Genomic DNA, 24946 nt, shown 5'->3' with positions numbered 1-24946 from the left:
CAATGAGTGAGAGAGGCCTATGACAGAGACAAACCACGTGGGGTTTCGTGTCGAGCGTGCCGGGCCACTGGCGCTTTTGCAGGATGCCGGGCGTTTCGGGGTGCGCCGCTTGGGTGTGACGCAAGGCGGCCCGGCAGATTTACATGGCTGGGCGTGGGCCAATCGCCTCGCGGGAAACCCCTGGGCTGCGGCCGCGCTTGAAGTTACCTTCGGTGGGCTAACGCTTGCGGCTGAGTGTGATGTGACCATCGCGGTGGCCGGGGCTGATCTGGGGGCGACACTCGATAACAAGCCACTGCCGCTTTGGCAGCGGGTCAACGTGGGTGAAGGGCAAATACTACGTTTCGGGTCACCGGTGAATGGCCTTCGTGCTTACTTAGCAGTCGCCGGGGGCTTTTACGCCGAGCCGGTATTGGGAAGTGTGAGCTGCGTTTCACGCGAGGGGCTCGGCGGCTTTGACGGCCACGGCAGCAAGCTCGCCGAGGGCGACCGTTTAACGGTGAGCGAAAAGGCCGGTCAACCGGTCGCGTATACCCAGCTGCCTGAAAAGGAGCGCATCGACTACCGCGAACCGGCGACGCTTGCGCTGTTGCCCGGCGCCCAGGTGAGTGATTTTACCGGGGCGAGCCTTTATGCCGCCTTCAACCAGGCGTGGCGGGTAGATGACCGCGCCGACCGCATGGGCGTGCGTCTCACCGGCCCACCCCTTGCGTGCCGCGTGACGTCGATGATTTCCGAAGGCATTGGCCTCGGCGCCGTTCAAGTGCCGCCGGATGGCCAGCCGATTGCGCTACTTAACGACCGCCAAACCATCGGTGGCTACCCACGCCTAGGTGCGCTAACACCGCTTTCCGCCGCACGCTTGGCGCAATGCTTGCCCGGTCAGGCGGTTCACCTCCGTGCGACTTCAACGGAAAGCGCGCTGATGGCGTACCGGCGTTTTAGGCATACGTTTTTTTAACGACGCGCTGAATCAAGCCTTGGCCGATGATTGCCGCGGGCATCGCGGTCGTAGCGTTATTTTGGCAGCGCTAAAAGCCCTTTTGGAGAATCAAATCGGCGGCGCGGCTGGCGATGGCGGTGACCGGCATGGTGGTGTTGCCGCTAATCAGCGTCGGCATAATCGACGCATCCACCACGCGCACATTGTCCAAGCCGTGGAGCCGCAGCTCAGGGTCCACCACCGCCATCGCGTCGCTGCCCATGCGGCACGTGCCCACAGGGTGATAGATACTTTCGGCGCGTTGACGAATGTCGCGCTTCATGGCGCTTTTGTCCGTGACGCCAGGGCCGGGTTGCCATTCCTTTTTGCCCAGCTTGCAAAGCGAGGGCTGGTGCATGATCTCCCGCGCGGCCTCCAGCGCCCGCAGCATCCCCGCCATGTCTTGAGGCTCGCTCAGGTAGCGTGGGTCAATCCGTGGGCGATCACTGGGTTTAGCCGAGTGCAAGCCAATATGGCCGCGGCTAGCCGGGCGTAGCAGGCAAGCGCGCAGGGTGTAGCCGAAATAGCGCATCGTGGGGCCAAGCTTGCGGCCGTGTTTGACCTCCACGGCGGGAAGAAAATGCAGCTGAACGTCGGGGCGAGCACTGCTAGAGTCGGTGGCGACAAAGCCACCGGCCTCGGCCAGGTTGGAGGTAAGCTCACCTTGGTGCTGATTCAAATATTCTTTCAAGGCGCTATAGCCTCTGGGCCAGTAGCGCGGGTGCAGCGAAATACCGTGGTGGCGCTGCTCGTGCCAGATGACGCTGATATCGAGATGGTCCTGCAAGTTGGCGCCCACGCCGGGCAGGGCAAGTTTTACGGGAATGCTGTGCTGTGTGAGCTCCTGTTCGGGGCCAATCCCCGAGAGCATGAGAAGCTGCGGGGTATGAATCGCCCCGGCGCAGAGTAGGGCCTCCACCGCCACCGGCACGCGGTGATGTTTGCCACGGCTTATATAGTGCACGGCGGTGCAGCGCTGGTTTTTCATTTCCAGGCGCTGCACTTGAGCGCTGGTCAGCACGTGGAGGTTGGGGCGCTCAAGCGCCGGGTGCAGAAACGCACGGGCATTACTGCAGCGCTGCCCGTCGCGCTGCATCACATGGTAAAACCCCGCGCCTGCCTGTTGTGCGCCGTTGAAATCGCTATTGGCCGGCAAGCCCGCTTCTTGCGCCGCCTCAACAAACGCATGGCTGAGAGGGTTGGTGCTACGCAGCTTGCTGATGGTGATCGGGCCGCTTTCACCGTGCAGGGGTGAAGGGCCTAGCGGATGATCTTCAATCGCCCGAAAATGGGGCAAAAGTGATGGAAAGTCCCAGCCGGAAAGCGATTTGTCTTCGGCCGCCCAGCCGTCATAGTCTTGCGGTTGGCCTCGCGTGCAGCACATGGCGTTGATGGCGCTGCTGCCGCCCAGGGTCTTGCCTCTGGGCCAAAAAAGACGCCGCTCATTGAGCTCCGTTTGCGGTGTGGTATGCAGCGCCCAGTTCAAGCGGCGGCTGTGCATGAGCGGCAGAACGCCCGCCGGGGCGTGAATGAGCGGGTTGGTATCCGCCGGGCCGGCTTCGAGAAGGCAAACTTGGCAATCAGGGTGGCGACTAAGACGCTCGGCGAGTACGCACGCGCCAGCGCCTCCCCCGATAATGACATAATCCATTGTTTTGATTCCCTTGTTGTTTTTCTGTATGCGACGAGTTGGTTATTGCGCTTCGTTGACCATAGCTGGTATTAAAACGCGAGCCAAACAGCGTTTATGAAAAAGACCGTTTGGTTAATGGCAAATCGTTAATGGCAAAACGGGAAGACTAGGGGGCGCATTCTGACAGCGACTATTTCGATGCACTTTGTCAGGTCACTGTTTGATGGCTTGCCGCAGGAGGCCACGTGGCAAAAGCGCTGGCTCAAACGTGCGGGTATCTCGCCTTTTCTGCTGGGTTCATCGCACGGCCGAGTGACGGTTGAGCAATTTGCCACGCTGTATCGGCTGTTGGTCAACGAGTATGACGACGAAACGCCGGGTTTTTTTGCCCGCCCGCTGCGCGGTGGCACGCTCAAGTTGCTGTGTTTGAGCGTGCTGGAAGCGCCGACGCTCAAAGTGGCGCTATATCGCTATACGCTGTTTTTCCATATTTTGCTCGACGACTTTGCCTACGACTACCGTGTGGAAGGGGATTTGGCGCGTATCGCCCTGATCGAAAAGCAACCGCTAAACGGTAACCGTGTGCTGATTCATGAGCTGATGCTCAAGCTTTTTCACGGCATTGCCTCGTGGCTGATTGCGCGCAAAATCCCCCCGGCGATGATGGAGTGCGCCTACACGCAGCCACCGCATAGCGCGGATTATTTGTACTTCTATCCGGGGAAAGTCGCGTTCGATTGCCCGCAGACGGTGTTCTATTTCGACCGCGCGCTGCTCGAAGAGCCCATCCGCCAAACCAAACGCCACCTAGGAGAGTTTTTAAAGCGGGCGCCGGCCGATTGGTTTTACGTCTCTTTTGAAGACCGTTTGTTCTCGCACCGGGTGCGCGAGTACTTAGCTAAAGAGTATCTGATGAAAGAATATTTGGTGCCCCAGCCGAGCGCAACGGCAAACGTGAAAGAGGTGTCGGAGGCGCTGAATATGTCGGTGCGTACCCTCTCGCGACGCTTGACCGTCGAAGGCACGCACTTTCAGGCGGTCAAGGACGAGCTGCGCCGGGATATGGCCGTTGAGGCACTAACCCGCAGCAACGAGCCATTGGTGAGCATCGCCGAAGGGCTGGGCTTTGAAGACCAGGCTTGTTTTAGCCGCGCGTTTCGCGCCTGGACCGGCAACTCGCCCGCCGCGTATCGGCGGGCCACTGTGATGCCGACTTCCTGATAATCACGCGATCTAACCGTCACACGTCCTGGCGGATACGTTTTTTGTCGAGCTTGCCGACACTGGTTTTCGGTATCTCATCGACGATGCGAATAAAGGAAGGCAGCGCCCAGCGGTTGATCTTGCCTTGCTCGATAAACTGCGTGAGAAACGCCTGGATCTCATTGCTTTCGGGCGGTGCATTGAGATCGCTGGGCACCACAAGCGCGGCGGGCCGCTCGCCCCATTTATCGTCAGCGACACCGATCACCGCGACCTCGGCCACGCCAGGGCACTGAGCAATCAGATTTTCAAGCTCAAGCGACGAGACCCATTCACCGCCGGTTTTGATCACGTCTTTGATACGGTCGCGGATCTGCAGAAAGCCGCGCGTATCTAGCGTTGCCACATCGCCGGTGTGCAGCCAACCGCCTTGCCATAGCGCTTCGCTGCGCTCGGTCTCTTTGTAGTAGGCCTGGGTCAGCCAGGGTGCGCGCACGCGGACCTCGCCGACGCTTTCGCCATCGTGGGGCAGCGGTTCGCCCGCTTCGTTAACCACCTGCATATGCACCAGCGGAATGGGCACGCCCGCCTTGCAGCGCCACGGCAGCTGGGTGTCGAAATCAGCGTCGTTGATATCCTGGGGCAGAATATCGGCGGTGAGAAGTGGGCAGGTTTCCGACATGCCGTAAGCGCTGCGGGTATCGATACCCAGCTCCCACGCGCGGCGCGACAATGCCTGCGTGAGCGGGCTGCCGCCGACCAGGACTTTCCAGCCGCTAAGATCCACCTTGCCTGAGTCGATGGCCTCGGCGCCGACCACCATGCCGAGCAGCGTCGGCACACAGTGCGAGAAATCGACCTTTTCCGTGACCAGTAGCGTGATCAGCATGTCAGGCTCGTAGCGCCCAGGGTAGACCTGAGTGGCACCGAGCAATGTCGCGGTATAGGGCACGCCCCACGCATGAACGTGAAACATCGGCGTGATCGGCATGTAGACCTTGTCGCGGTTAAGTAGCTCAACCCCCGGCGCTTGCAGTGTGCTGGCCTCCGTCAGGGTGTGCAGCACCAACTGGCGGTGGGTGAAGTAAACACCCTTGGGGTTGCCGGTGGTGCCGGTAGTGTAAAAAAGCGTGGCCACCGCGTTTTCATCGAAGGTGGGGAAGTCGTAGTGGCTGGGTTGCTCGGCCAGTCGCGCTTCGTATTCACCCACGAGGGGCAGCGTCGTGTTGAGCTCGCCCGGCTCATCTTGGCAGAGCAGGTAGCCGCGAACCAGCGGGAGGCGCTTGTGAAGGGGCTCTAACAGCGGCACGAAATCCGGATGGATGAGCACGAAAGCGTCTTCGGCGTGCTCCATGGTGTAGTGGAGCTGCTCGGGCGAGAGGCGCACGTTCACCGTATGCAGCACCGCGCCGATCATCGGTACGGCAAAAAAGGCTTCCAGGTAGCGGTGGCTATCCCAATCGAGCACCGCGACCACATCGCCCGCTTTCACACCTTGTGCGGTCAACAGGTGGGCCAGTTGGTGAACTCGCTCTTGAAAACGGGCGTAGCTGTGGCGGCTTAGATCGCGGTAGACGATCTGGTTATCTCCCGCCATGCGCACGCCGCTTTCTAATAGCTCACTGATTAAAAGCGGCGGGTTTGTTGCTGAAGCTGTGGGCGGCAAAATTTTGGGCGTGACGGTCGTCATTGTTGTGTGTCCTCGTTTTGCGTATGAATTAGCTGCGCTCGATCAGCAGGGCAATGCCTTGGCCGCCGCCGATGCATAGGGTAATTAACCCGTAGCGCCCGCCGGTGCGCTCAAGCTCGGCCAGCGCCTTGAGCGTCAGGATAGCACCGGTCGCACCTACCGGATGCCCAAGCCCTACAGCGCCGCCGTTGGGGTTGAGTCGCTCGGCGGGGAAATTGAGCTCGTCAGCCACCGCGATGGCTTGGGCGGCAAAGGCCTCATTGGATTCAATGACGTCGATATCGTCGATAGAAAGCCCGGCCTGCGAGAGACAGCGGGTGACCGCAGGAATCGGCCCCAGCCCCATCAAATGCGGCTCGACCCCGGCGGAAGTGCCGACCAAAAGCCGCGCCCGGAGTGTTAAACCGCGCCGGTTGGCCTCGTCGGCATCGGCGAGCACCAAACTTGCGGCGCCATCGTTTAAGCCCGAGGCGTTACCGGCGGTGACGATGCCGTCTTTCTGGAAGGCCGGTTTGAGCCGCGCCAGGTCGTCTAGTGAAACGCCATCGCGCACGTGCTCGTCCTGATCAAACACGCGCTCCTTTTTGCCCTCGCGCACCGTGACCGGCACGATCTGCTCGGCAAAGCGCCCCTCGGCAATGGCGCGCGCCGCTTTGTGGTGGCTCTCCATGGCAAAACGATCCACCGCCTCGCGGCTTATGCCGTAGCGGCTGGCGATATTCTCGGCGGTGCAGCCCATGTGGCCGCTACCAAAAGGGTCGCTTAAGATGCCAAGGGTTAAATCGGTGACGGTTGCGTGGCCCATGCGCAGCCCGGCGCGCGCCTGCGGCGGCAACAAATAGGCGCCGCGGCTCATGGATTCCGCGCCGCCCGCCAGGGCAAAGCGGCTATCGCCCAGGGTGATTTGTTGGGCCGCGGAGAGCAGCGCCTGCACCCCGGAACCGCACAGGCGGTTGACGTTTAGCGCACCCGCGCCGTCGGGCACGCCTGCCTCACGAGCGATATGGCGGGCGAGGTAGGCATCCTGCGGGCCGGTGGTGATGATATGGCCGTAGACCGCGTGGTCGATGGCGTCGGCCTCAACGCCTGAGCGGCTTAGGGCTTCTTGGGCGGTAAGGGTGCCAAGCTCAAACGGCGCAAGCCCCGAGAGGCTGCCGCCGAAGCTGCCAATGGCCGTGCGGGCGCCGCCCAGGATGACAACGGAATCAAGACGCATGCGAGTAATCCTTCTGTAGCGAAATAGGGGCTAAATTTGAGTCAGAGATTAGGCTTTGCCCAGTAGCGAGCGGGCCACCACTTCTTTCATGATTTCCGAGGTGCCGGCGTAGATCGTCTGTACGCGAGCATCGAGATAGAAGCGTGAAATGGGGTACTCGCGGGTATAGCCGTAGCCGCCAAATAGCTGCAAACAAGTATTGGCCGTCGCGCACTGCATCTCGGTTAAGCGCAGCTTGAGCACCGCCGCCTCGGTGGGGCCCATGTTGCCGTGACGATACTGCGCCATGCACTTTTCTAAATAGGCGCGGCCCATCTCGATATCCGCCTGCACGTCGGCCAGAGTGAAGCGGGTGTTTTGAAAATCGCCTATCCGCTGGCCGAAAGCGCGACGTTCTTTGACATATTCCAAGGTCAGCGCGAGCGAGCCCTCCATGGCGCCGAGGGCCTGCGCCCCGACACCCAGGCGCTCGCGGGGCAGTTCCTGCATCAGGTAGGCAAAGCCTGCCCCTTCTTCGCCAAGCAGCGCTTCGTCGGGTAGCTCGATGCCATCGAAGAAAAGCTCGGCGGTATCGCTGGCGTGCTGGCCGATTTTCTTGATCGGCTGGCCGCGGGAAAAGCCCGGTAAGGATGTATCCACCAAAAACAGCGAGACGCCTTTAGCCCCGGCGCTGGGGTCGGTTTTGGCGCAGACGATCACCATATCCGCCACTTGGCCGTTGGTAATGAAAATCTTGCTGCCGTCTAGCTGCCAGCCGCGCTCGGTGCGCTGAGCGCGGGTTTTCATGGCGGCCATGTCACTACCGGCGCCGGGCTCGGTCATGGCGATGGCGCCGATCACGTCACCTTTGGCCATGGCCGGTAGCCAGCGCGCTTGCTGCGCGGGCGTGGCGATATGCAGCAGGTAGGGCATGACGATATTGGCGTGGATGTTGTAGGCGCTGGCCAGCCCGCCAAAGCCGCGCCGCGAGATTTCTTCGATGGCAAGCTGAGTGATAGTGAAATCAGCCCCGGCGCCGCCCAGGGTATCCGGCATATCGATACCCAATAGCCCCGCTTCGCCCATGCGTTGCCACAGCGTGCGCGGCATCTCGCCGGCTTCTTCCCAGGTGTCGTAATGGGGCGCGACTTCCTGCTCCAGAAAGCGGCAGATCATGTCGTGAAACAGCGGGGTCAGTTCATCTTCGGGCGTATTGAGGTTCACGCGTCAAGCTCCTTGCGCAGGTGGCGTTTGAGAATTTTGCCGGCGGTACTCTTGGGTAAGGCGTCGGCAAAGTGCACCTGCTTGGGCACCTTGTAGTGCGCCATGATGTTTTTGGCGTGCTCGGTAAGCGCGGCTTCGCTCACTTCTTCCCCTTCTTTGAGCACCACCACGGCGGTGATCGCCTCGATCCATTTGTCATCGGGCAAGCCGATCACGGCGACCTCGGCGACGGCGGGATGCTGAAACAGCGCTTCTTCCACTTCGCGGCTAGCCACCACGATGCCGCCGGTATTGATCACGTCCTTGATGCGGTCAACCACGTAGAGATACCCCGCTTCGTCGACGTAGCCGACATCGCCGGAGTGAAACCAGCCGCCGATAAACGCCTCTGCGGTCATCTCGGGCTTGTCCCAGTAGCCGGTGAGCAGCTGCGGCGAGCGGTGGACGATCTCGCCGTGCTCGCCTGCGGGGACGTCGTTCATCTCGGCGTCGACGATGCGCGTCTCGACGGTAAGAATCGGACGGCCCGCCGAGGCTGGGCGGTCGTCGTGCTCCTCGGGTCTTAACACCGTGGCAAGCGGGGCAATCTCGCTTTGGCCATAACAGTTGTAGAGCCCCACGCCGGGGATGCGCTGGCGTAGCTCTTCGAGCACCGGCACCGGCATGATTGAGGCGCCGTAGTAGGCCTTTTTCAAGCGGCTTAAATCGTGGCGGTCAAAATCCGGGTGGCGCAGCAGGCTGATCCACACCGTGGGCGGGGCGAAAAACGAAACAATGCCGTGGCGCTCGATCTGCGCCAAACAGTCATCCGGCGTGGGCGCTTCGCGCAGGTGTACCGGCGCCCCGAGCAGCAGCGCCGGCATTAAAAAGACATGCATCTGCGCCGAGTGGTAGAGCGGCAGGGCGGCGAGCATGGGTTCGTCGTTTTTGATATCGAGCGCCACCATGCACGCCATGTACTCGGCGAGCAGCGCCTGGTGGGTCATCATCGCCGCCTTAGGGGCAGCGGTGGTGCCGGAGGTATACAGTAGTTGCGCCAGGTCCTGGCCTTCGAGTGCTATCGCGGGCTCATCGTCGTCGCCTTCCGCCAGGGCTATCTTAAGCACATCGAAGTCTTCGCTCTCTTGGGCGTGCAGCGTGCCGGAAAGGGTGAGGTTCACCGAGCGGCAGGCGGCATCAACGTTATCGGCCAAGCTGTTATCACTTAACAACCCGCTGGCGCCGGATTGCTCAAGAATATAGCTGAGTTCTTCGCTGCTCAGGGCGAAGTTGATCGGTACATGAACCAAACCGGCGCGAGTAGCGGCCAGCCAGGCGATCACGTAGGCATCGGAGTTTTTGCCGTAGACCGCCAGGCGGTCTCCCGGTTTGAGGCCTTGGGCCAAAAGGCGGTTGGCGACTCGGTTGACGGCACGGTTCAGCTCGGCGTACTGCCACTGGCGGTCATTGAACGCCAGCGCCAACCGGCTGGCGTTTTTGCTGGCGCTGCGGGCAAGGGCGGCGCCGATGGTGTTTTGCTGGATACGGCTCTGCATGGTGATGCAATCTCCTGTAATAGTTTCTTGTAATAGTGTCCTGTCATAGTGTTGTGGTCATAACGCTAGAGCGTTAGAACGCTGGAACGTGAGAACATTAGGGAGACGGGTTAGCTGTTATTCACCAGATGGCAGTCGCTTTCGCTGAGTGGGCGGAAGGCCTCTTCGGCGGGAATGGTGCGCACCAAACGGAACAGGTCGTCTTCGTCACTCGACTCGTCAGGCGATTTCACTTCGACCAGGTGCATGTCGTGAACCATGCGGCCGTCTTCACGGATATAACCACCGGTGGCGAAAATATCGTCAATCGGCGTGGCTGCCATTTGCTCGCGCACCGCCTGAGCCTCATCGGTGCCGATGTCCTCAACCGCTTGCAAGTAATGCAGGGTGCTGGAGTAAAGACCCGCGTGAACCTGGGTGGGCATGCTGCCGGTACGCGCTTTGAAGCGCTCGGCCCAGGCGCGCGCTTCGTCGTTCAGGCCGTAATACCAAGCGGTGGTGAACTGTAGCCCTTGAGCGGCTTCAAGCCCCAAGCTGCGTACGTCGGTGCTAAACAGCACCATGCCCGCCAAAATTTGGCCCGCCTGGGTGATGCCGAACTCGCCCGCGGTGCGAATCGCGTTAGTGGTATCAGAACCGGCGTTGTTAAGCGCAATCACATCCGCGCCGGAGGCTTGCGCCTGCAGCATAAACGAGGAGAAATCATTGCTGGGAAAGGGATGACGGATGCTGCCAACGATATTGCCGCCGTTTTCTTCCACCACGCGGGTGACATCGCGCTCAAGCGCATGACCAAAGGAGTAATCGGCACTGAGCAGGAACCAGTCAGTATTGCCTTCTTGGGTAATAGCACTAGCGGTACCGTTAGACATTGCCCAGGTATCGTAGACCCAGTGGATATGGTTGGGGGAGCAGCTTTCATTCGTCACCCCGGAGGAGACGGCACCATTGACCAACCCCAGGCGGTTTTCTTTTTCTAATAGCCTAACAGCAGCCAGGGTGACCGATGAGGCGACAAGCCCTGTCACCATGTCCACGTTTTGTTCGTCAATCCAGCCGCGTACCACGCTGGAGCCAACGTCGGGGCTGTTGCGGTCATCGGCGCTGAATAGCGCTATTTCAGCCCCGGCGACGCTACCGCCCATGTCCTCAATGGCCATCTCGATGGCGTCTTGGCCCAGCGGGCCGATGGGGTCGCGGTAGGCACCGCTCATATCGGCTAAATAGCCGATGCGGATTTCGTTGTCGGTCATCTCGTTGGCGCCAGCTTGGCTAGCCAGCATGACGGACGCAGCGAGGGTGCTGAGCGCGAGACATTGCGTTAGTTTCATTGTGAAGCCTTTACTGTTGTTATTGTAGAAAGCCGATAGGGTCTTCAGCTGTGGTATCAAGCCGCTGTCGTTGACGGGCCTTCTCACCATGCTAGAAACAAACGCGCCCGTTGAGTTAACCGATCCGGTCAATTTTTTTGCAATTCATGCCAATTGATGGCGGTTAGCGGCCCACATCAACAAGGTTATTGCGCAGAAAACCGCATTTCAGGACATCGTGCTCAACACCACGGCAAAGCCGCCCGGGAGCCCTTATCCGTAAAGCGCGTTTTGTTACGCAATAGTTGTACGGTAATTGTATTGTGCATTCATGAAGACACTGCTATGGTTATTCCCACAACGAAAACTGCAACGTTGTCATTAATTGGAATTAAGTAAGGAGTCAGTCATGGAAATGGTAAAATTCGGTAGCTCAGATATCGAAAATAGCTTAGCGAGCATGGATGATAAAAAGCTGGATGAGTTAGCCTTCGGTGCTATCCAACTTGATAAAGACGGTAAGATTATGCAGTACAACGCCGCAGAAGGCGGTATTACCGGTCGTGATCCGAAAAGTGTGATCGGAAAGAACTTCTTCAAGGATGTTGCGCCTTGTACTCAAGGTAAAGAGTTTGAGGGTCGTTTTAAAGACGGCGTGAAAAGCGGTAATCTCAATACCATGTTTGAGTATGTGTTTGACTACCAAATGCAGCCGACTAAAGTGAAAATTCACATGAAAAAAGCCATTTCTGGCGATACGTATTGGATTTTTGTTAAACGGGTATAAGCAGTTAGTCGAGTGATACAATAGTTATAAAGGAACGTAACCTGTGCCAACATGGATGACCCCGAAGCGAATCCTTCCGTTATTGCGCTCGCTATTACAGATTGAACTCAGTGCTTACCGGGGCATACCGCCTTCTTCTTTGCCCGACGCTCCGGCGATTGATTCGTTGGAGCGTCTTTATTTGGCATCCAGTGTGGCGGAGTTTTTCTGCCTGCACGAAACCGGGGCTGAAGACCGCTTACTGATGAAAGAGGGCGTGGAGGCGTGGTCAGAGCTGGTTGCACAAGCGGTGGCCTATACTTCTGGCTTGGCGTTTCGCACTTCAGGAACTACTGGCGATCCCAAAGTTTGCCACCACCGCTGGGCGGATATTGAGGCCGAAGCGCAAGCGCTGCATCAGCGTATTGGTGAGCGCATCACGCCTAAGCGCGTTGTGGCGTGGCTCCCCCTGCATCATCTTTACGGTTTTATGCTGGGCGTCGCTTATCCTGCCTTCAATGATTTGGAGGTGGTGGTGGCTGGCAAGACGCTACCCACGCTGTTTGAAGGCGATGTGGTGGTCACGGTACCGCCACGTTGGGCATATCTTGCCAAAGCGCGTTCCGACTGGCCTCCCAGCGTGCTGGGGGTGAGTTCAACCGCGCCGCTACCAAGCGATGTCGGCAAATCCCTCGCGCGCCAGAAGATGGCGGCGGTGATGGAAATTTACGGCAGTTCAGAAACCGGCGGCGTGGCCACGCGGTTTTGCCATGACGCGCCTTTTGCGCTGCTTCCTCACTGGCAAAAAGCGACGGCCGATACGCTATCAGCAGCTGATGAACGCCATCATGTGGTGAGTTTGCCTGATCGCGTCACGTGGAAAGACGCGCGTCACTTTACTTTGATGGGGCGACACGATGATGTGGTGTCGATTGGCGGCGTTAATGTCAGCCCCGCTGCGGTTGCCCGTGAGCTGGAAGCTCTGCCTGACGTTCGCCAGTGCGCGGTCAGGCCGACCCAGGCCGGTAACGGTCAGGTTCGTCTCAAAGCCTTCGTGGTGCCCACCGACCCTGCACGCGATATAGCCGAGGATATTGACGCCGCGCTCAACGAGTGGCCTTCCGCCAAGCGTCCGATCTCTATTACCTACGGTGATGCGCTCCCCAGCAACGCCATGGGCAAGTTAACCGATTGGTAGCTCTACTCGCGCTGCGCCCGTAAAAGCACGACAACCAGGACATTGCATGCTGACCTCCCTCACGCTTGAGCAGCTTGAAGCCGTGGCGCTAGCGCGCGACACCGTCATCCTCTCGCCCGCAGAGCGCCAGCAGGTGGAAAAAGCCCATGCGTTTCTGCTCGAACGCATTTCGTCTCGCCAACGGATTTATGGCGTTACCACCGGTTACGGCCCGTTGGCCAGTACCTATGTGGCTCCTGAGCAATCAACATTGTTGCAACAGAATCTGGTGTACCACCTCTGCAGTGGCGTGGGTGAAGCATTAGCGCCCGATCAAACGCGCGCATTGATGACGGCCCGCTTGATCAGTCTTTGCCAGGGCCATTCGGGCGTGAGCCCGGCGCTGGTCGAACGCGTGCTGTTGTGGTTGGAGCAGGGCGTCACGCCGGAAATCCCCGCGCGTGGCACCGTCGGCGCCAGCGGCGACTTAACGCCGCTGGCCCACCTTGCCAGAGCGCTTAGCGGGGAGGGGCGTGTTAGCGTGAACGGCGGCCCTTGGGTGGCGAGTGCAGAGGCGCACGAGCAGTTGGGTATTGCACCGCTGATACTCGCGAACAAAGATGCTATTGCCTTGGTTAATGGCACGTCCGTGACGGCTGGCATTGCTGCCCTCAATGCGGTGAGGTCTCAGCGGGCGGTTAAGCTCAGTACGCTATTCGTATTGCTCTACGCTGAATTGTTAGAAGGACACCGCGAGGCGTTTCATCCGCAGATTGGGGCCGTACGCCCGCATCCTGGCCAGCAACAGCTCCATCACTGGCTGTGGGAGCTATCGGCCGAAAGTCGGGCGCTTAAACCGCTGGACGTGGCAACGCTACCCGGCTCACTAGAAAGTGTCTCGCGCGATCAGGCGCTACCGCAAGATGCTTACACGCTGCGTTGTGCCCCACAAGCGCTGGGCGCGGTATGGGATGTCTGCACACAGCACGCCAAAACGGTCGAAACCGAGCTTGCCTCGGTCAGCGATAACCCACTGCTGTTCCCCGATGGCGGTGAGATTTTGCATGGCGGTAACTTTTTTGGGCAGCATCTCGCCTTTGCCAGCGATCACTTGAATAACGCCGTGGTGCAAATGGCGCTCTACAGTGAAAGACGCATCGCCCGTATCACCGACCCGGCGCGCAATAACGGCTTGCCTGCCTTTATGCAGCCACGCGATACCGGGCTACATAGCGGCTTTATGGGCGCCCAAGTTAGCGCGACGTCGCTGGTGGCGGAGCTTCGCAGCCACGCTATGCCCGCGTCCATTCAATCGATACCCACCAACGCGGATAACCAAGACATCGTGCCGCTCGGCACCATCGCCGCAAGGCGCGTTAGCACCAGCATCACGCAGCTCTATCAGGTATTGGCGATTGAAGCATTAGTGTTGGCACAAGGCGTGGATATCACCGGCCGTGAATCGTTAAGCCCCGCCACAAACGCGCTGTATCACTGGGTACGCCAACACGCTACCACACTGGATGGCGACCGGCCCCTGGCTGAAGATATTGACACCGTAACCCGAGCGCTACTTGACCCTGACCAGGTCGCGTCACTGCTAACACCGCTGGAAAGCACGCGACTGTGATGGAGAATCGCTTGAATCAATAGCCTATAAACGTGGCATGGTAACCTAGGTGAAATAGTTTCTTGGTATCGTTTGCCAAGCGTTTAAAGAATTTTTATTGAATGGTTGTTTGATAAAAAATAACATGTACGCTTAATAACACAACCAACGTGACTATAAAAGTGCTGACATGCTGAAATCTCTTAAACACCGTATCACCGCCATATCCGTCGGTATTACCATGATAGCGCTGGCCGCCAGTGGTATATCCAGCTATTGGCTCATTAAATCGAGTGATCAAGCCGACAACCTGCGACAGCTAGCCGCTACCGCTACCGCGAATGCTGACAGTATTAACGAGTGGCTTGGTGCTCGCCTTAGTATGAGCGTTTCCGCCTCAGAGGCCATTGCTGAAGGGGCTGATGATATGAACGCCCTACAGCAATGGGCACAAGCCGGTGGTTTTAAAACCACGTATGTAGCAAGCGGTAGACGCGCCGTATTCTCTGATGGCTGGGAACCGCCGAGTGACTATGACCCACGTGAAAGGCCTTGGTACCTGAAAGCCGAAGCAGCGCAAGGGTCAGCCGTTACCCTGCCGTATGTTGACGCGCAAACAGGCGAGCTTGTTATCACCCTCGCACACGCAGAGTATCAAGGCTCGCGCTTGCAGCATGTGGTGGGTGGGGATATCACCATCAACGATATTATTCGCATCACACGTAGCATATCGCCAACAGAAAACAGCTTTGCGTTCTTGGCCACATCGGATGGCACGATTATCGCGCATCCAGATGAAACGCTTACACTAGAATCCGTAGGTGAACTAAGCGACACCTTTACCCCAGCGCTTTTGTCCTCATTGAATGCTGAGCGCGAACGCGCCGCAACGGACAGTGAAGCGCTATCCGTCGCAATAGACGGCGAGGAATACTGGCTTGACGGCGCAGCCATTCAAAATACGGACTGGAAGCTGGTTGTCGCGTTAAATGAAAAAGATGCGATGCAAGCCGTTATTGCGGTACGTAACAACACCATCATTTTCTTGGTGGTTGTCGGCATTATCTCAACGCTGCTGATGGGCTACATTCTACGTATTGCCTTCCGCAAGCTGGAGACGATTCGCGTGGCAATGGACGATATCGCAACGGGTGATGCGGACCTGACGCAACGGTTACCGAGCGATGGGGAAGACGAGGTTTCCCATATTGCGAAATCATTTAATGCGTTTATTGAGCGTATTGAAGGCGTCATGATCACAATCCGGCGCAGTAGCGAAGCCGTGAATCATGCCTCTACCGAAATTGCCAGCGGGGGCATTGATCTTTCCCGGCGTACTGAAAACGCGGCGTCAAGCATCCAGCAAACGTCAGCTTCTATGGAAGAAATCACCAGCACGGTTGAGCATTCTACTGAGTCAGCCCAAAAAGCGGATCAGCTATCTAAGCATGCCGCTGATAAGGCGCGTGAAGGCGGACAAGCCGTGGAAGACGTTGCCAGCACAATGGGTGAGATTAGTGAAGCAACCAACCGGATTACCGATATCGTGAAAATGATGGACGGCATTGCTTTCCAGACCAATATCCTCGCGCTAAACGCATCGGTTGAAGCGGCAAGAGCCGGCGAGCATGGCAGAGGGTTTGCGGTGGTCGCACAAGAAGTCCGCAAACTGGCCAACCATAGCGCAGATGCGTCTCGTGACATTCGCACCTTGATCGACAATGCCAGCGAAAAAGTCCGGGGCGGTAGCTCTCACGCCAATAATGCGGGCGGCCTGATGAAAGAGGTGGTCGAAGCGGTAGAAAATGTTGCCACCATGCTTAGTGAAGTCGCTGATGCAGCGTCAGAGCAAAAAGATGGCATCGGCCAAGTGAACATAGCGGTCAGTGAAATGGATCGTATGACACAGGAAAATTCCTCACTGGTGGAAGAGTCCACTACCGCGGCAGAGCAGCTTAAAATGCAAGCTGAATACCTGACTGATGCCATTGCGGCGTTTAAAGTCTCGGGTCAAGAGGCCGCCCCGGCGAGTGCTTCACTTTCGCATCACGCAGGGCACAACCAGAAAAACACAGGACGTAATCAGAAAAGCCTTGGGGCAGAAACGCACCAATCGCAGCGCCCAGCGCCACCAAAGTCAAACACTCACGATGCCGATGACTGGGAAGAGTTTTAAGCCATAATGGCACTGAATAACCCGCCGCATCGCGGCGGGTTATTGCGATCCGTTGATAAGGTTACATCGGCATGCGATACCTACTTTTGGCACTCGTGGTACTTTTCCAATCCCCTTTCGCCATGTCTCAAGAAAGAGAGACAATTTTTATTTGTACCGACACTAGCAGTTGGCCACCCTACTTTTATCCGATGGGTAACACATGGCAAGGGCTTGACCTAAAGCTAATTGATAATATTTTTGTTTCGGCGAATGTAACTTATCAAATGAACCCTCTTCCATGGAAACGATGCCTTGAGAGTGTTAAAAAGGGTGAGGATTACCAAGTAGCATTGAGTGCTACCTATAATAGTCTTAGGGATAAACACTATCATATCAGTAATAAATACTATTCGTTAACGCCCGCTTATGTTAAAAAAAGCGCAATGTTCGCCAAAGAAGAGGTGGAAAATATTGCCTCTTTATTTGAGAAAGACAGGAAAGTATGTGGTATAGCAGGGTTTAATTATTCACATTTTTTTTCGGAGAGTGATCAGCGCTTGTTTAAAGAGCTGGCACAAAATGCTAAAACTTTTCAGCAGTTATTAAATCAAGTCAATTATGGTCGCTGCGATATTGGGTTGACGCGTCATGAGACGATGCTAAGCCTAAAGTCACTAGAGCTTGTTGACTGGGACTCAGAGTTGGAGCTGGAACGATTGCCAGGCGGAGAGCCTGAAAATTATTTTATGTTGATATCTAAAAATATTGCAGACTCTCGGTGGTTGTTAGAAGTCGTTAATAAAGGCATCGAAGACTTTGTTAAATAATTTTGCCTATCGATGAAGTTTTATACCCGCACTACTGGTTATCTCGGTAATATTCACTCACTCGTAAATGAATTTATGACGCTATGAAAGACAAGAAGGGTATATGCAAGTACGGCTTGAGGCCGGGTTTAAGAAAAAAAACATTAACGGCAAAGCTGACACTATATGTGACAACCTCTACCCTAGTCGTAGGGCTTTTGTTAGGTATTTTTTTAGGTCAAAAAAACTTTAACAATACAATAAATAATGCCTATGCGCTCGCAAATGAGCGCATAGAAATGATAAAGGAGCCCGCTTCGCTTGCGCTTTATCATCTTGACCAAGCAACAGTTGAAGCGTTGGTTAAATCACTTTCTAGCGACCCTAGTTATAATAGTATTAGAATATTTTCGGATGGTGACCGACTTTTCGCTAGCGTGACGAATGCAGAAAGCACTGATGATTTAAGTGATAAAATAATAAGATACTTTTTTAGTGATGTTAAAAAAAGAAAAATATACCCTCTGTATCGTGATGTTCCACATCCGGATAAAAATGAAATATACGTGGGGCGAATTGATTATAATATAGATGTTAATCACTTGGTGAGTCAATCGCTCGCTAATTTTGTTGATATATTTTTGATTACGATTTATCAATCTTTGATTTTGAGCTTTATCATAGCGTCAATTATGTATTGGTTGGTAGGTAGGCCGCTGTCCGAATTCGCAAAATACATAAAAAGACGTGCCAAAGGGAGAGGTGGGGACGAAGAGTTCAGGATAAAAACGCATGGGTCTGAGTTAAAAGCACTGGTCGAAAACTATAAGTTTTATACACAAGAAAATGAAGAATATCTTTTTGAATTAACTGAGAAAAATCGCTACTTAGATCAGCTCTCTCGCCGAGATACACTGACAGGAGGCTATAACCGTCGCGAGCTTATTAGCCAGCTTGAAAAATATTTAAATAAAGAAAATAAATGGTGTGGAAACGTTTTAGTTGTTAGCTGGGATATCGACCAGTTTTCTCGTATCAATAGTCAATACGGACAAGATGTAGGTGACCAAGTCTTAGTGGCTGTATATCGACATCTAAAAGAATACTTTAATGATGGTGAAAGTATGTTTCGCCTTCAACCTGATGTCTTTGCGCTGTATTTTTTTGAAAAAGATAATAACGATATTATACAGCGCATTGAGAAAAAATTGAGTTTTGATGTAGAGGTTGATGGTGCATCGTTAAGCACTTGTATCCGCATTAATTTGACAGCAGGTGTGGCCCAGGCACCCGATGATGCCTTGGAGCCAGAGGCACTGTTATATGCGACTAGTATCGGGCTTTTTAATGCCAAGCAGGCAGGGCATAATTGTGTTCGCCGTTATTCTCCTGAAACGGAAGAATCGAGAAAATCAAACTTTTCTGCATTAAACGCGCTTAGAGAACAGTTAGAAGCGCCATCTTTTTTCCTGATGTATCAACCAAAAGTGTATTTTAGTAATGGAGAGGTGGCTGGATGTGAAGCGCTTTTTCGTACGGATAGAAAAAGAAATTGTGCACCTTTCGAACTATTAAACTGCGCAGAAGACACCGGGCTAATCGTGTCTCTTGGTATGTCGATAATTGCGTTGGCGATTAAAGATTTTTCCCCTTTGTTGGTCAATTTTCAAGATCGCTTCAGGCTGAGTGTGAATGTTTCTCCTCAACAGCTAATAGAACCTGATTTCAGCTCTCAATTAAAGAAATTGTTAAACGATTTTTCTTTTCCAGGGTGTAACTTAGATCTTGAAGTGACTGAAGCGACACAATTAATATCAAATTCAAATTTCCATAAAAACCAAAAAGAATTAAGTGATTTTGGTGTGAGTTTTTCTTTGGATGATTTTGGCACTGGCTATGCATCTATTGAATATCTCTTGTTTATAGGGTTTGACTTTTTGAAAGTGGATCGCCAGTTTGTTAAAAATATACCTGATGACTATAATAGTTTGCGTATATGTAAGCTTATATTAAAATTGGCGAAAGAAGTAGGTTCACAGGCAGTGGTAGAGGGTATTGAAAACGAAGTGCATGCGCTTTTAATGCAGCAAGAAGGGGCCGAGTTTGGCCAGGGCTACCATTATTCAAAACCCTTGGAGTTAGAAGATTTTATTCGTTATTGTAAAGAAAACGGCAGTTACCTTGATGCATAGGGACTGGCTATCGGCACCGGTGTTAACGTTTCGTGCGACATAACGTGTCTTCTGCTAAGTCAACATAAGATCACTAAACGCTCAATACCCGGTCATTTCCAGATAACCGACGCCGATGTTTTCCTGCGTTGCCGCCTGGCGAACCACGACATCGCCTTCCCAGTAAGGCACCGAGGTGGGCATCCAGCGGTTAGGGTGGCGCGCCTCAACGGTAAGCTGCAAATTCACGTCGGGCAGCGTAAGCGACCAGCGTGTGGGAATATCTCTGCCTGCCACGCTGTGTGTCGCCAATGGCGTCAAGGTGACGCTACCAGGCCCAATAAGCTCGGTCTGGCCGTCGGCGGCGAGCAAATGCGCGAATAGGTAGTCGCCTCCTGCCGGGCCGCCACCTCTTAACCGGTAGGCCATCAGCTTGCGCCCATCCTCCAGATGCAGCGAAAACCAGTCCCAGCCGGTTTGTTGCTGGGAGAGCAGTTGGCTGCTCCATTCGCGATCTAGCCAGCCTTTGCCGCTAACCTCGCGAGTTTCGCCGTTCAGCGTGACGCGGCCGGTGATGCTTAAAAACGGCTGGCTATAGTAGCGCGATCCCTGGCCTTCGACGGTTTTCGCATTAAAGCCGTTCTCTCCGTGCCAGACCAGTGGGCCTTGAGCGCTGAGGGTAAGCGTGTAACCGAACCGGTCTGCGCCCTCACCGCTGTAGGCCTGTAGGGTAAAATCCTCGAAGTTGGCCTCTGACGGGCTTTCGAGCGACCAGTCATCAATCCAGGCCTGAAACGGGGCTGCCTTGACGCCTGCTTGCCCATTGGCGTGTTCACTGTGGCTACGCGCAAAGCGCTCGGCGGCAGCATGCGTCTCGCCCTGGGAAATCCCCAGGTGCGCCATCCAGACCTGGTCGGCCGCCCATGGCGATGGCGCCGGGCGCTCGTCAGGAGGAGTCAGCGCCTGGCGAAACAGCGTCCATTGCAGGCCGAGCGGCTCGCCCTGGTCGTCTTCAAGGTTGGCGGTCAGGTACCACCATTCGATGCGGTAATCGGGGTGCGGGCCGTGATCCTCCGGGAAGCGAAGCGGCGTGGAGGCATCCGCCTGAGCAAATGCCGCCGCGTCTTCACCCAGCCCCGCAAAGCCCTGGGGCACCGCATCGGATGAGGGCTCCTGGCAGCCGATGAGCATGAGACAAGCCATCGCCACGAGCGCAGCCGATAACCGGGAATGATTCATGTAGCCCCCTGGTTGAGCATCGCCTGGGGCGAAGTGCGCCACAGCTGAAGTGATGGCAGGGCAGCGGCGGCCAGCGCCACGCCCAGCGCGGTGGCCAGCGTGATGAGCATGTCCCACGGGAAAAGGTAGAGCGGTAGCCGCCAGCCAAATGCCGCAACGTTGATGATCGCCACGAGCGTCCAGGTGATGGCAATGCCCAGCGGAATCGCCACCACCCCGGTAAACAGGGCCAGCCCGCCGAGTTGAAAAAGCGGCAGTAAAGTCAGCGTCTTGCGCGGCACGCCGAGTGCCCATAGCGAAGCCAGCTGGCGCTGTCGTTCGCGCGCCTGGGCCAGCAACGTGGCGAGCAGCGCTAATGCCGCGACGCCCAGGGTGAGGCCGTTCAATGCGCGGGTGATGGTAAAGGTGCGCTCGAAAATTTGCGTCGCCAGCTGTTTGATTTCCTGTTGATCGACCATCGCCTCCGGGGCGACATCGAAGCGATCCGCCAGGGCCTGACGCAATGCCTGGCGGTCGGCGTTTTCATCAACTACCAGCCCTATTGAGGCAATCTCGCCGCCGAAGCGCTGAATAAGCACCTTAGTAGGTACCAGGATCTGCTGGCGCGGATTGCCGTAGTCGGGGTAAACCGCTGTAATCTCGAAAGGTCTCGTCCCTTGCGGGGTATCCAGCGTGACCTCGTCACCCGGTGCGAGCTGTTTTGCCACGGCCATCTGCTCGTTGATAAACACGCTGTTCGCCGATAGCGATGCCCAGGCAGCGGGGCGTCCCGCCGCTGTCTCAAGTAGCGGCCAGCCGTTGGTGATCGTGGGATTAGGGGTGATCCCGAACAGCGCAATGCGCTCGCGGGCACCCTGTTGTTGTGCATCATCCATCGCCAGTAGGTCGACGCTGCCGCGGGCAGTCGGCAGTGTTTCGGCAACATCGGGCCGCGCATCGAGCCAATCCAGCATGGGGGCCAACGTCGACGGCGACGCATTGATATATAACGGGGCGGCCAACCGCTGATCCAGCCAGTCCAGAAAGGTAAGGCGAAAACCGCCGACCATGCTGCTGACACCCAGGTTGGTGGCAAGCGCAATCAGCAACGCCATCATGGCCAGTGATAAGCGCGGTAGCTGTAGCTGGATATCCGCCACGGCCCAGTGGGCAAGTGGGTGACGGCGAAGCCACCGCTGCAGCAGGTGTAGCACGCCGTTAATCAGCGGCGGCAGGCATAGCGCGCTGGCTAACAGTAGCGCGGCGACAAACCCAAAGCTAGCCAGAACCCCTTGACCGGGCGGCAGGCGACCAAGCCACAGCGCTAACCCCATGGCGAGAACGGCCACCGCGGCGGCGCCAAGTGTCATACGTTTTAGCTGGCGCTGGTAGGCTAGCCGCCACGCCTGGGACTGGCCGAGTGCCAACACGTTCAGGCGGGCGGCCCGCCATAGCACGCCGCTACCCGCGAGCAGCAAGCCGCCGAAGGTAATCGCTAGGCTGCCCACCCAGTAGTGCCAAGGCAGCACCAGGCTCTGATTGACGTCGGCTTGATAAAGTGACGACAGCGTTGTGGCCACATCGGGCAGTAGCTGGCCCGCCAGCCAAATGCCGCTGGCCAGCCCAAGCGCTGAACCCAGCACGCCGAATACCAGCAGCTCAAGCAGTATGGCCGTGACGAGCGTGACGGCGGGTACGCCCAAGGCGCGCAGCGTTCTGAGTGTGGTGAGGCGCTGTTCCATGGCAAGCCCCAGCGCGGCCTGGACGATAAACAGGCCGACGACCAACGACAGCAGTGCCAGGGCGGTGAGGTTAAGGTGAAAGCTTTCGGTAAGTTGCTCAGGCGATGCCAACGTGGCGGCTCGGCTGAGCCGGTACCCGTCGGGGGGCTGAGACAGCGCGCCAGGGGCGGTGACCAGTTGGCTTAGCGTGTTATCGCGATCTAGCAACGCGGCCGCAGCGGCGATATCCATCACCAAGGTGTCCGGCGGCAGCGCCGGGCGTAGCGCTAATGGCGGCAGCCGCTGGTTCTTGTTGACGGCGGGCGTCGCCCCTGGTGCTTGTTGGCGTGAAAGGCCCCATACATCAAGGGTTTCCGGGGCGAGCTGGGTTTGCCAAGGCGGGGTTAAAAACGCCGTCAACGCGTCGCCGCTCCCGCCTAGGGTGTTGTCGCTTGGCAAGGTTAGCGGGTCAATACCGACGATAGTCAGGCGTTCCCCATCGATTTGCAGGGTGCCTTCCAGCATCGGCGAAATCGGTAAGCCCGCCCGGCGCAGCGTCAGGTAGTCCTCGCGGGTGAGGGGCTGGCCATCGCGCCGTGTCAGCTCATCAACGTTGGCACTGAACAGCGCATTGGCACGGGCATAGCTGTCTTTTGCCGTGGCGTTCACGGCTTGCACGCTGCTCCACAAGGCGCTGGCGACCCAAAGCCCCAGTAACAACATGGCTAACTGCCCCGGATGGCGGCGGTAGTGGGCGAGTAATGTCGCCAGCACGCGCAGGATCATGACGCGTTATCTCCCAGGCGCCCCAGGTGGAGGTGTACCAGGCGGTCAAGTGGAGCCGCCACACGGGCGCTGTGCGTCACCATCAATAACGCACAGCGCGTCTCTTTTACCAGGTCGAGCAAAAGCGCGAGGACGGTATCGGCGCTGTGCTCGTCAAGGTTGCCGGTGGGTTCGTCCGCTAGCAGTAGGCGGGGGCGGACGGCCAGCGCTCGGCCAATGGCCAGGCGCTGTTGTTGGCCACCGGAAAGCTGCTCGGGGAAATAGGCCTCGCGGCCGGAAAGCCCCAGGCGCGCCATCAGGTGGGCAGTCCACTCCGCGTCCTCGCAGTCTGCCAGGCGTGCTTGGAGTCGCAGGTTATCAATGACGTTCAGGCTGGGTACCAGATGAAACTGCTGAAACACCAGCCCAAGATGTTGGCGACGTAGCCTGGCGCGGGCGGGTTCATCCAAGGTAGAGAGAGCACGCCCGTCAATGCTGATTTCACCTTCGCTTGGCAGGTCGAGGCCGGCCGCTAAATGCAGCAGCGTGGATTTGCCACTGCCCGACTCGCCCATCAAGGCAAGGCTTTTCCCTTGTTGGAGCGTTAGGTCGATACCGTTGAGAACCGGCAGCTCTCCCTGCGGCGTGCTAAAGGTTTTATGGACGTGCTGCAGGGCTAGCATGGGGGCGCCTCTTGGACGATGAAGGAAAGTGAAACTGCCTTGGTGGTGATCGGCCGACAGAGAGAAAGCGGCTTCGGCCTGTTAATACCCAGCGCACAATGGATGCCTGCCGCACTACGCTTGCGTTAGCGGCAGGGTAAAGGTGAAGCAGCTGCCGTCACCTTCGCCGGTGGAGGAGACGCTAATGGCGCCATCGTGGTGTTCAACGATACGTTTGCAGATAGCGAGCCCGATGCCGGTGCCTTCAAAGCGGCTGCGCGGCTGCAAGCGCGTAAACACACCAAAGAGCCGATCGTGTTGTTCCGGTGCGATCCCGATGCCGTTGTCTTTTACGTCTACCTGCCATTCGGACGTTTGCTGGTGACCGGTGATGGTGACGTCTGGGGTTGTGCCTTTTTCTACGTACTTCAGCGCGTTATCCAGCAGGTTCTGCAGTAGCCGCGTGAGCTCGTCGCGGCTGGCGTACACCTTTGGCCAATCGCCTTCGATGTGAACGTGGCCGCCGCTTTCTGTCAGCATGGGTTTAAGAAAACCCATCACGTCGTCTAGCACGGCACGGCTGTCGACCCATTCCATTGGGGACGTTTTACGCCCCACGCGTGAGTAGTCGAGAGTCCCCAGAATCATGTTGTCCATTCGCTCGGCGCCGTCACGCGCGAAGTGGATCATTTCTTGAGCGTCGTCGCTTAAGTCATTGCCAAGCTCGCGGGTTAAAAGCTGCAGATAGCTGTTGACCATTCGTAGCGGCTGACGCAAATCATGCGAGACCGCATAGGCGAACTGTTCAAGCTCTTGATTGGAACGGGTTAGCTCTTGTTGCACATCTTTGAGCGACTGAATATCCAGATGGGTACCGATCAGGCGCAGTGGCGCCCCGGCGTTATCGCGTTCGAATACTTGGCCGCGCCCCTGTATCCAGAGGTAGCCACTGGCCGTTTGGTAGCGAAACTCAATGATGAATTCGTTCCCTTCACAATGGTTCGGACAGTTTTAAAGAAAGCCTGATGCTCAGATAATGGGGTCTCTGACAACATCACCACCCGAGCACAGGCTTTCATGGAAATAGTCAATACGGTCTTGCAGCAGATGTCCAGCCTCAA

Annotated in this window: 18 protein-coding genes; 8 read left to right on the top strand and 10 right to left on the bottom strand. The window is 56.7% G+C overall.

Annotation, left to right across the window (positions count from 1 at the left end; all coding sequences use genetic code 11):
- Nucleotides 1–19: 19 nt before the first annotated feature.
- Nucleotides 20–961 (top strand): 5-oxoprolinase subunit C family protein, encoded by a 942-nt coding sequence (locus M8006_RS00090; RefSeq protein ID WP_250078820.1) that lies wholly within the window; start codon nucleotides 20–22, stop codon nucleotides 959–961.
- A 70-nt stretch (nucleotides 962–1031) separates the two neighbouring features.
- On the opposite strand, the gene M8006_RS00085 is transcribed toward M8006_RS00090, so the two are convergent.
- Nucleotides 1032–2633, bottom strand: a complete 1602-nt coding sequence (locus M8006_RS00085; RefSeq protein ID WP_250078819.1) for a GMC family oxidoreductase — start codon at nucleotides 2631–2633, stop codon at nucleotides 1032–1034.
- 180 nt (nucleotides 2634–2813) lie between these two features.
- Here M8006_RS00085 and M8006_RS00080 point away from each other — a divergent pair, with 180 nt between their 5' ends.
- On the top strand, nucleotides 2814–3836 hold the full coding sequence (locus M8006_RS00080) for an AraC family transcriptional regulator (protein ID WP_250078817.1): 1023 nt from the start codon (nucleotides 2814–2816) through the stop codon (nucleotides 3834–3836).
- A 19-nt stretch (nucleotides 3837–3855) separates the two neighbouring features.
- Here the strand turns inward: M8006_RS00080 and M8006_RS00075 are convergent, their stop codons facing one another.
- The 5 genes from M8006_RS00075 to M8006_RS00055 all read right to left on the bottom strand — a co-directional run bounded on the left by M8006_RS00075 (nucleotide 3856) and on the right by M8006_RS00055 (nucleotide 10793).
- Nucleotides 3856–5508 carry a fatty acid--CoA ligase gene (locus M8006_RS00075; RefSeq protein ID WP_250078816.1) on the bottom strand — a complete coding sequence of 551 codons (1653 nt, stop codon included), beginning with the start codon at nucleotides 5506–5508 and terminating at the stop codon, nucleotides 3856–3858.
- A 28-nt stretch (nucleotides 5509–5536) separates the two neighbouring features.
- Nucleotides 5537–6724 (bottom strand): beta-ketothiolase BktB, encoded by a 1188-nt coding sequence (gene bktB, locus M8006_RS00070; protein ID WP_250078814.1) that lies wholly within the window; start codon nucleotides 6722–6724, stop codon nucleotides 5537–5539.
- A 48-nt stretch (nucleotides 6725–6772) separates the two neighbouring features.
- Entirely contained in the window at nucleotides 6773–7879 is a 1107-nt protein-coding gene (locus M8006_RS00065) for an acyl-CoA dehydrogenase family protein (protein ID WP_250079511.1), read from the bottom strand.
- Between the two features lie 44 nt (nucleotides 7880–7923).
- Entirely contained in the window at nucleotides 7924–9462 is a 1539-nt protein-coding gene (locus M8006_RS00060) for a fatty acyl-CoA synthetase (protein WP_250078811.1), read from the bottom strand.
- A gap of 110 nt (nucleotides 9463–9572) precedes the next feature.
- The gene (locus M8006_RS00055; protein WP_250078809.1) at nucleotides 9573–10793 is read right to left on the bottom strand and encodes an ABC transporter substrate-binding protein; all 1221 of its coding nucleotides are present in this window, start codon (nucleotides 10791–10793) and stop codon (nucleotides 9573–9575) included.
- 388 nt (nucleotides 10794–11181) lie between these two features.
- Here M8006_RS00055 and pyp point away from each other — a divergent pair, with 388 nt between their 5' ends.
- The 6 genes from pyp (at nucleotide 11182) to M8006_RS00025 (ending at nucleotide 19480) form a co-directional block, all read left to right on the top strand.
- Nucleotides 11182–11559 (top strand): photoactive yellow protein, encoded by a 378-nt coding sequence (gene pyp, locus M8006_RS00050; RefSeq protein WP_250078808.1) that lies wholly within the window; start codon nucleotides 11182–11184, stop codon nucleotides 11557–11559.
- Between the two features lie 43 nt (nucleotides 11560–11602).
- Nucleotides 11603–12736, top strand: coding sequence for an AMP-binding protein (locus tag M8006_RS00045; RefSeq protein ID WP_250078805.1), 1134 nt, complete (start codon nucleotides 11603–11605; stop codon nucleotides 12734–12736).
- Nucleotides 12737–12782: 46 nt separating this feature from the next.
- Nucleotides 12783–14345 (top strand): HAL/PAL/TAL family ammonia-lyase, encoded by a 1563-nt coding sequence (locus tag M8006_RS00040; protein ID WP_250078803.1) that lies wholly within the window; start codon nucleotides 12783–12785, stop codon nucleotides 14343–14345.
- Nucleotides 14346–14514: 169 nt separating this feature from the next.
- Complete coding sequence (locus M8006_RS00035; protein WP_250078801.1) at nucleotides 14515–16500, top strand: methyl-accepting chemotaxis protein; 1986 nt, start codon at nucleotides 14515–14517, stop codon at nucleotides 16498–16500.
- Between the two features lie 71 nt (nucleotides 16501–16571).
- The gene (locus tag M8006_RS00030; RefSeq protein ID WP_250078799.1) at nucleotides 16572–17309 is read left to right on the top strand and encodes a substrate-binding periplasmic protein; all 738 of its coding nucleotides are present in this window, start codon (nucleotides 16572–16574) and stop codon (nucleotides 17307–17309) included.
- Nucleotides 17310–17392: 83 nt separating this feature from the next.
- On the top strand, nucleotides 17393–19480 hold the full coding sequence (locus tag M8006_RS00025; RefSeq protein WP_250078798.1) for a bifunctional diguanylate cyclase/phosphodiesterase: 2088 nt from the start codon (nucleotides 17393–17395) through the stop codon (nucleotides 19478–19480).
- Nucleotides 19481–19561: 81 nt separating this feature from the next.
- Here M8006_RS00025 and M8006_RS00020 read toward each other — a convergent pair whose 3' ends face one another.
- The 4 genes from M8006_RS00020 to M8006_RS00005 form a co-directional block, all read right to left on the bottom strand.
- Complete coding sequence (locus M8006_RS00020; RefSeq protein ID WP_250078796.1) at nucleotides 19562–20698, bottom strand: lipocalin-like domain-containing protein; 1137 nt, start codon at nucleotides 20696–20698, stop codon at nucleotides 19562–19564.
- Nucleotides 20695–23184: an FtsX-like permease family protein gene (locus M8006_RS00015; protein ID WP_250078794.1), complete on the bottom strand. Its 2490-nt coding sequence runs from the start codon at nucleotides 23182–23184 to the stop codon at nucleotides 20695–20697. Before M8006_RS00015 ends, M8006_RS00020 begins: the two co-directional genes overlap by 4 nt.
- The gene (locus M8006_RS00010; protein WP_250078793.1) at nucleotides 23181–23846 is read right to left on the bottom strand and encodes an ABC transporter ATP-binding protein; all 666 of its coding nucleotides are present in this window, start codon (nucleotides 23844–23846) and stop codon (nucleotides 23181–23183) included. The genes M8006_RS00015 and M8006_RS00010 overlap by 4 nt, the downstream gene beginning before the upstream one ends.
- Before the next feature lie 114 nt (nucleotides 23847–23960).
- A complete protein-coding gene (locus tag M8006_RS00005; RefSeq protein ID WP_250078792.1) occupies nucleotides 23961–24668 on the bottom strand; it encodes a sensor histidine kinase in 708 nt (235 codons plus the stop codon).
- Between the last annotated feature and the right edge of the window lie 278 nt (nucleotides 24669–24946).

The sequence above is a fragment of the Halomonas llamarensis genome, assembly GCF_023555005.1.
Classification (GTDB): domain Bacteria; phylum Pseudomonadota; class Gammaproteobacteria; order Pseudomonadales; family Halomonadaceae; genus Vreelandella; species Vreelandella llamarensis.
The sequence above is the reverse complement of the archived record's forward strand: the minus strand, read 5'-3'. Positions and strand labels throughout refer to the sequence as shown.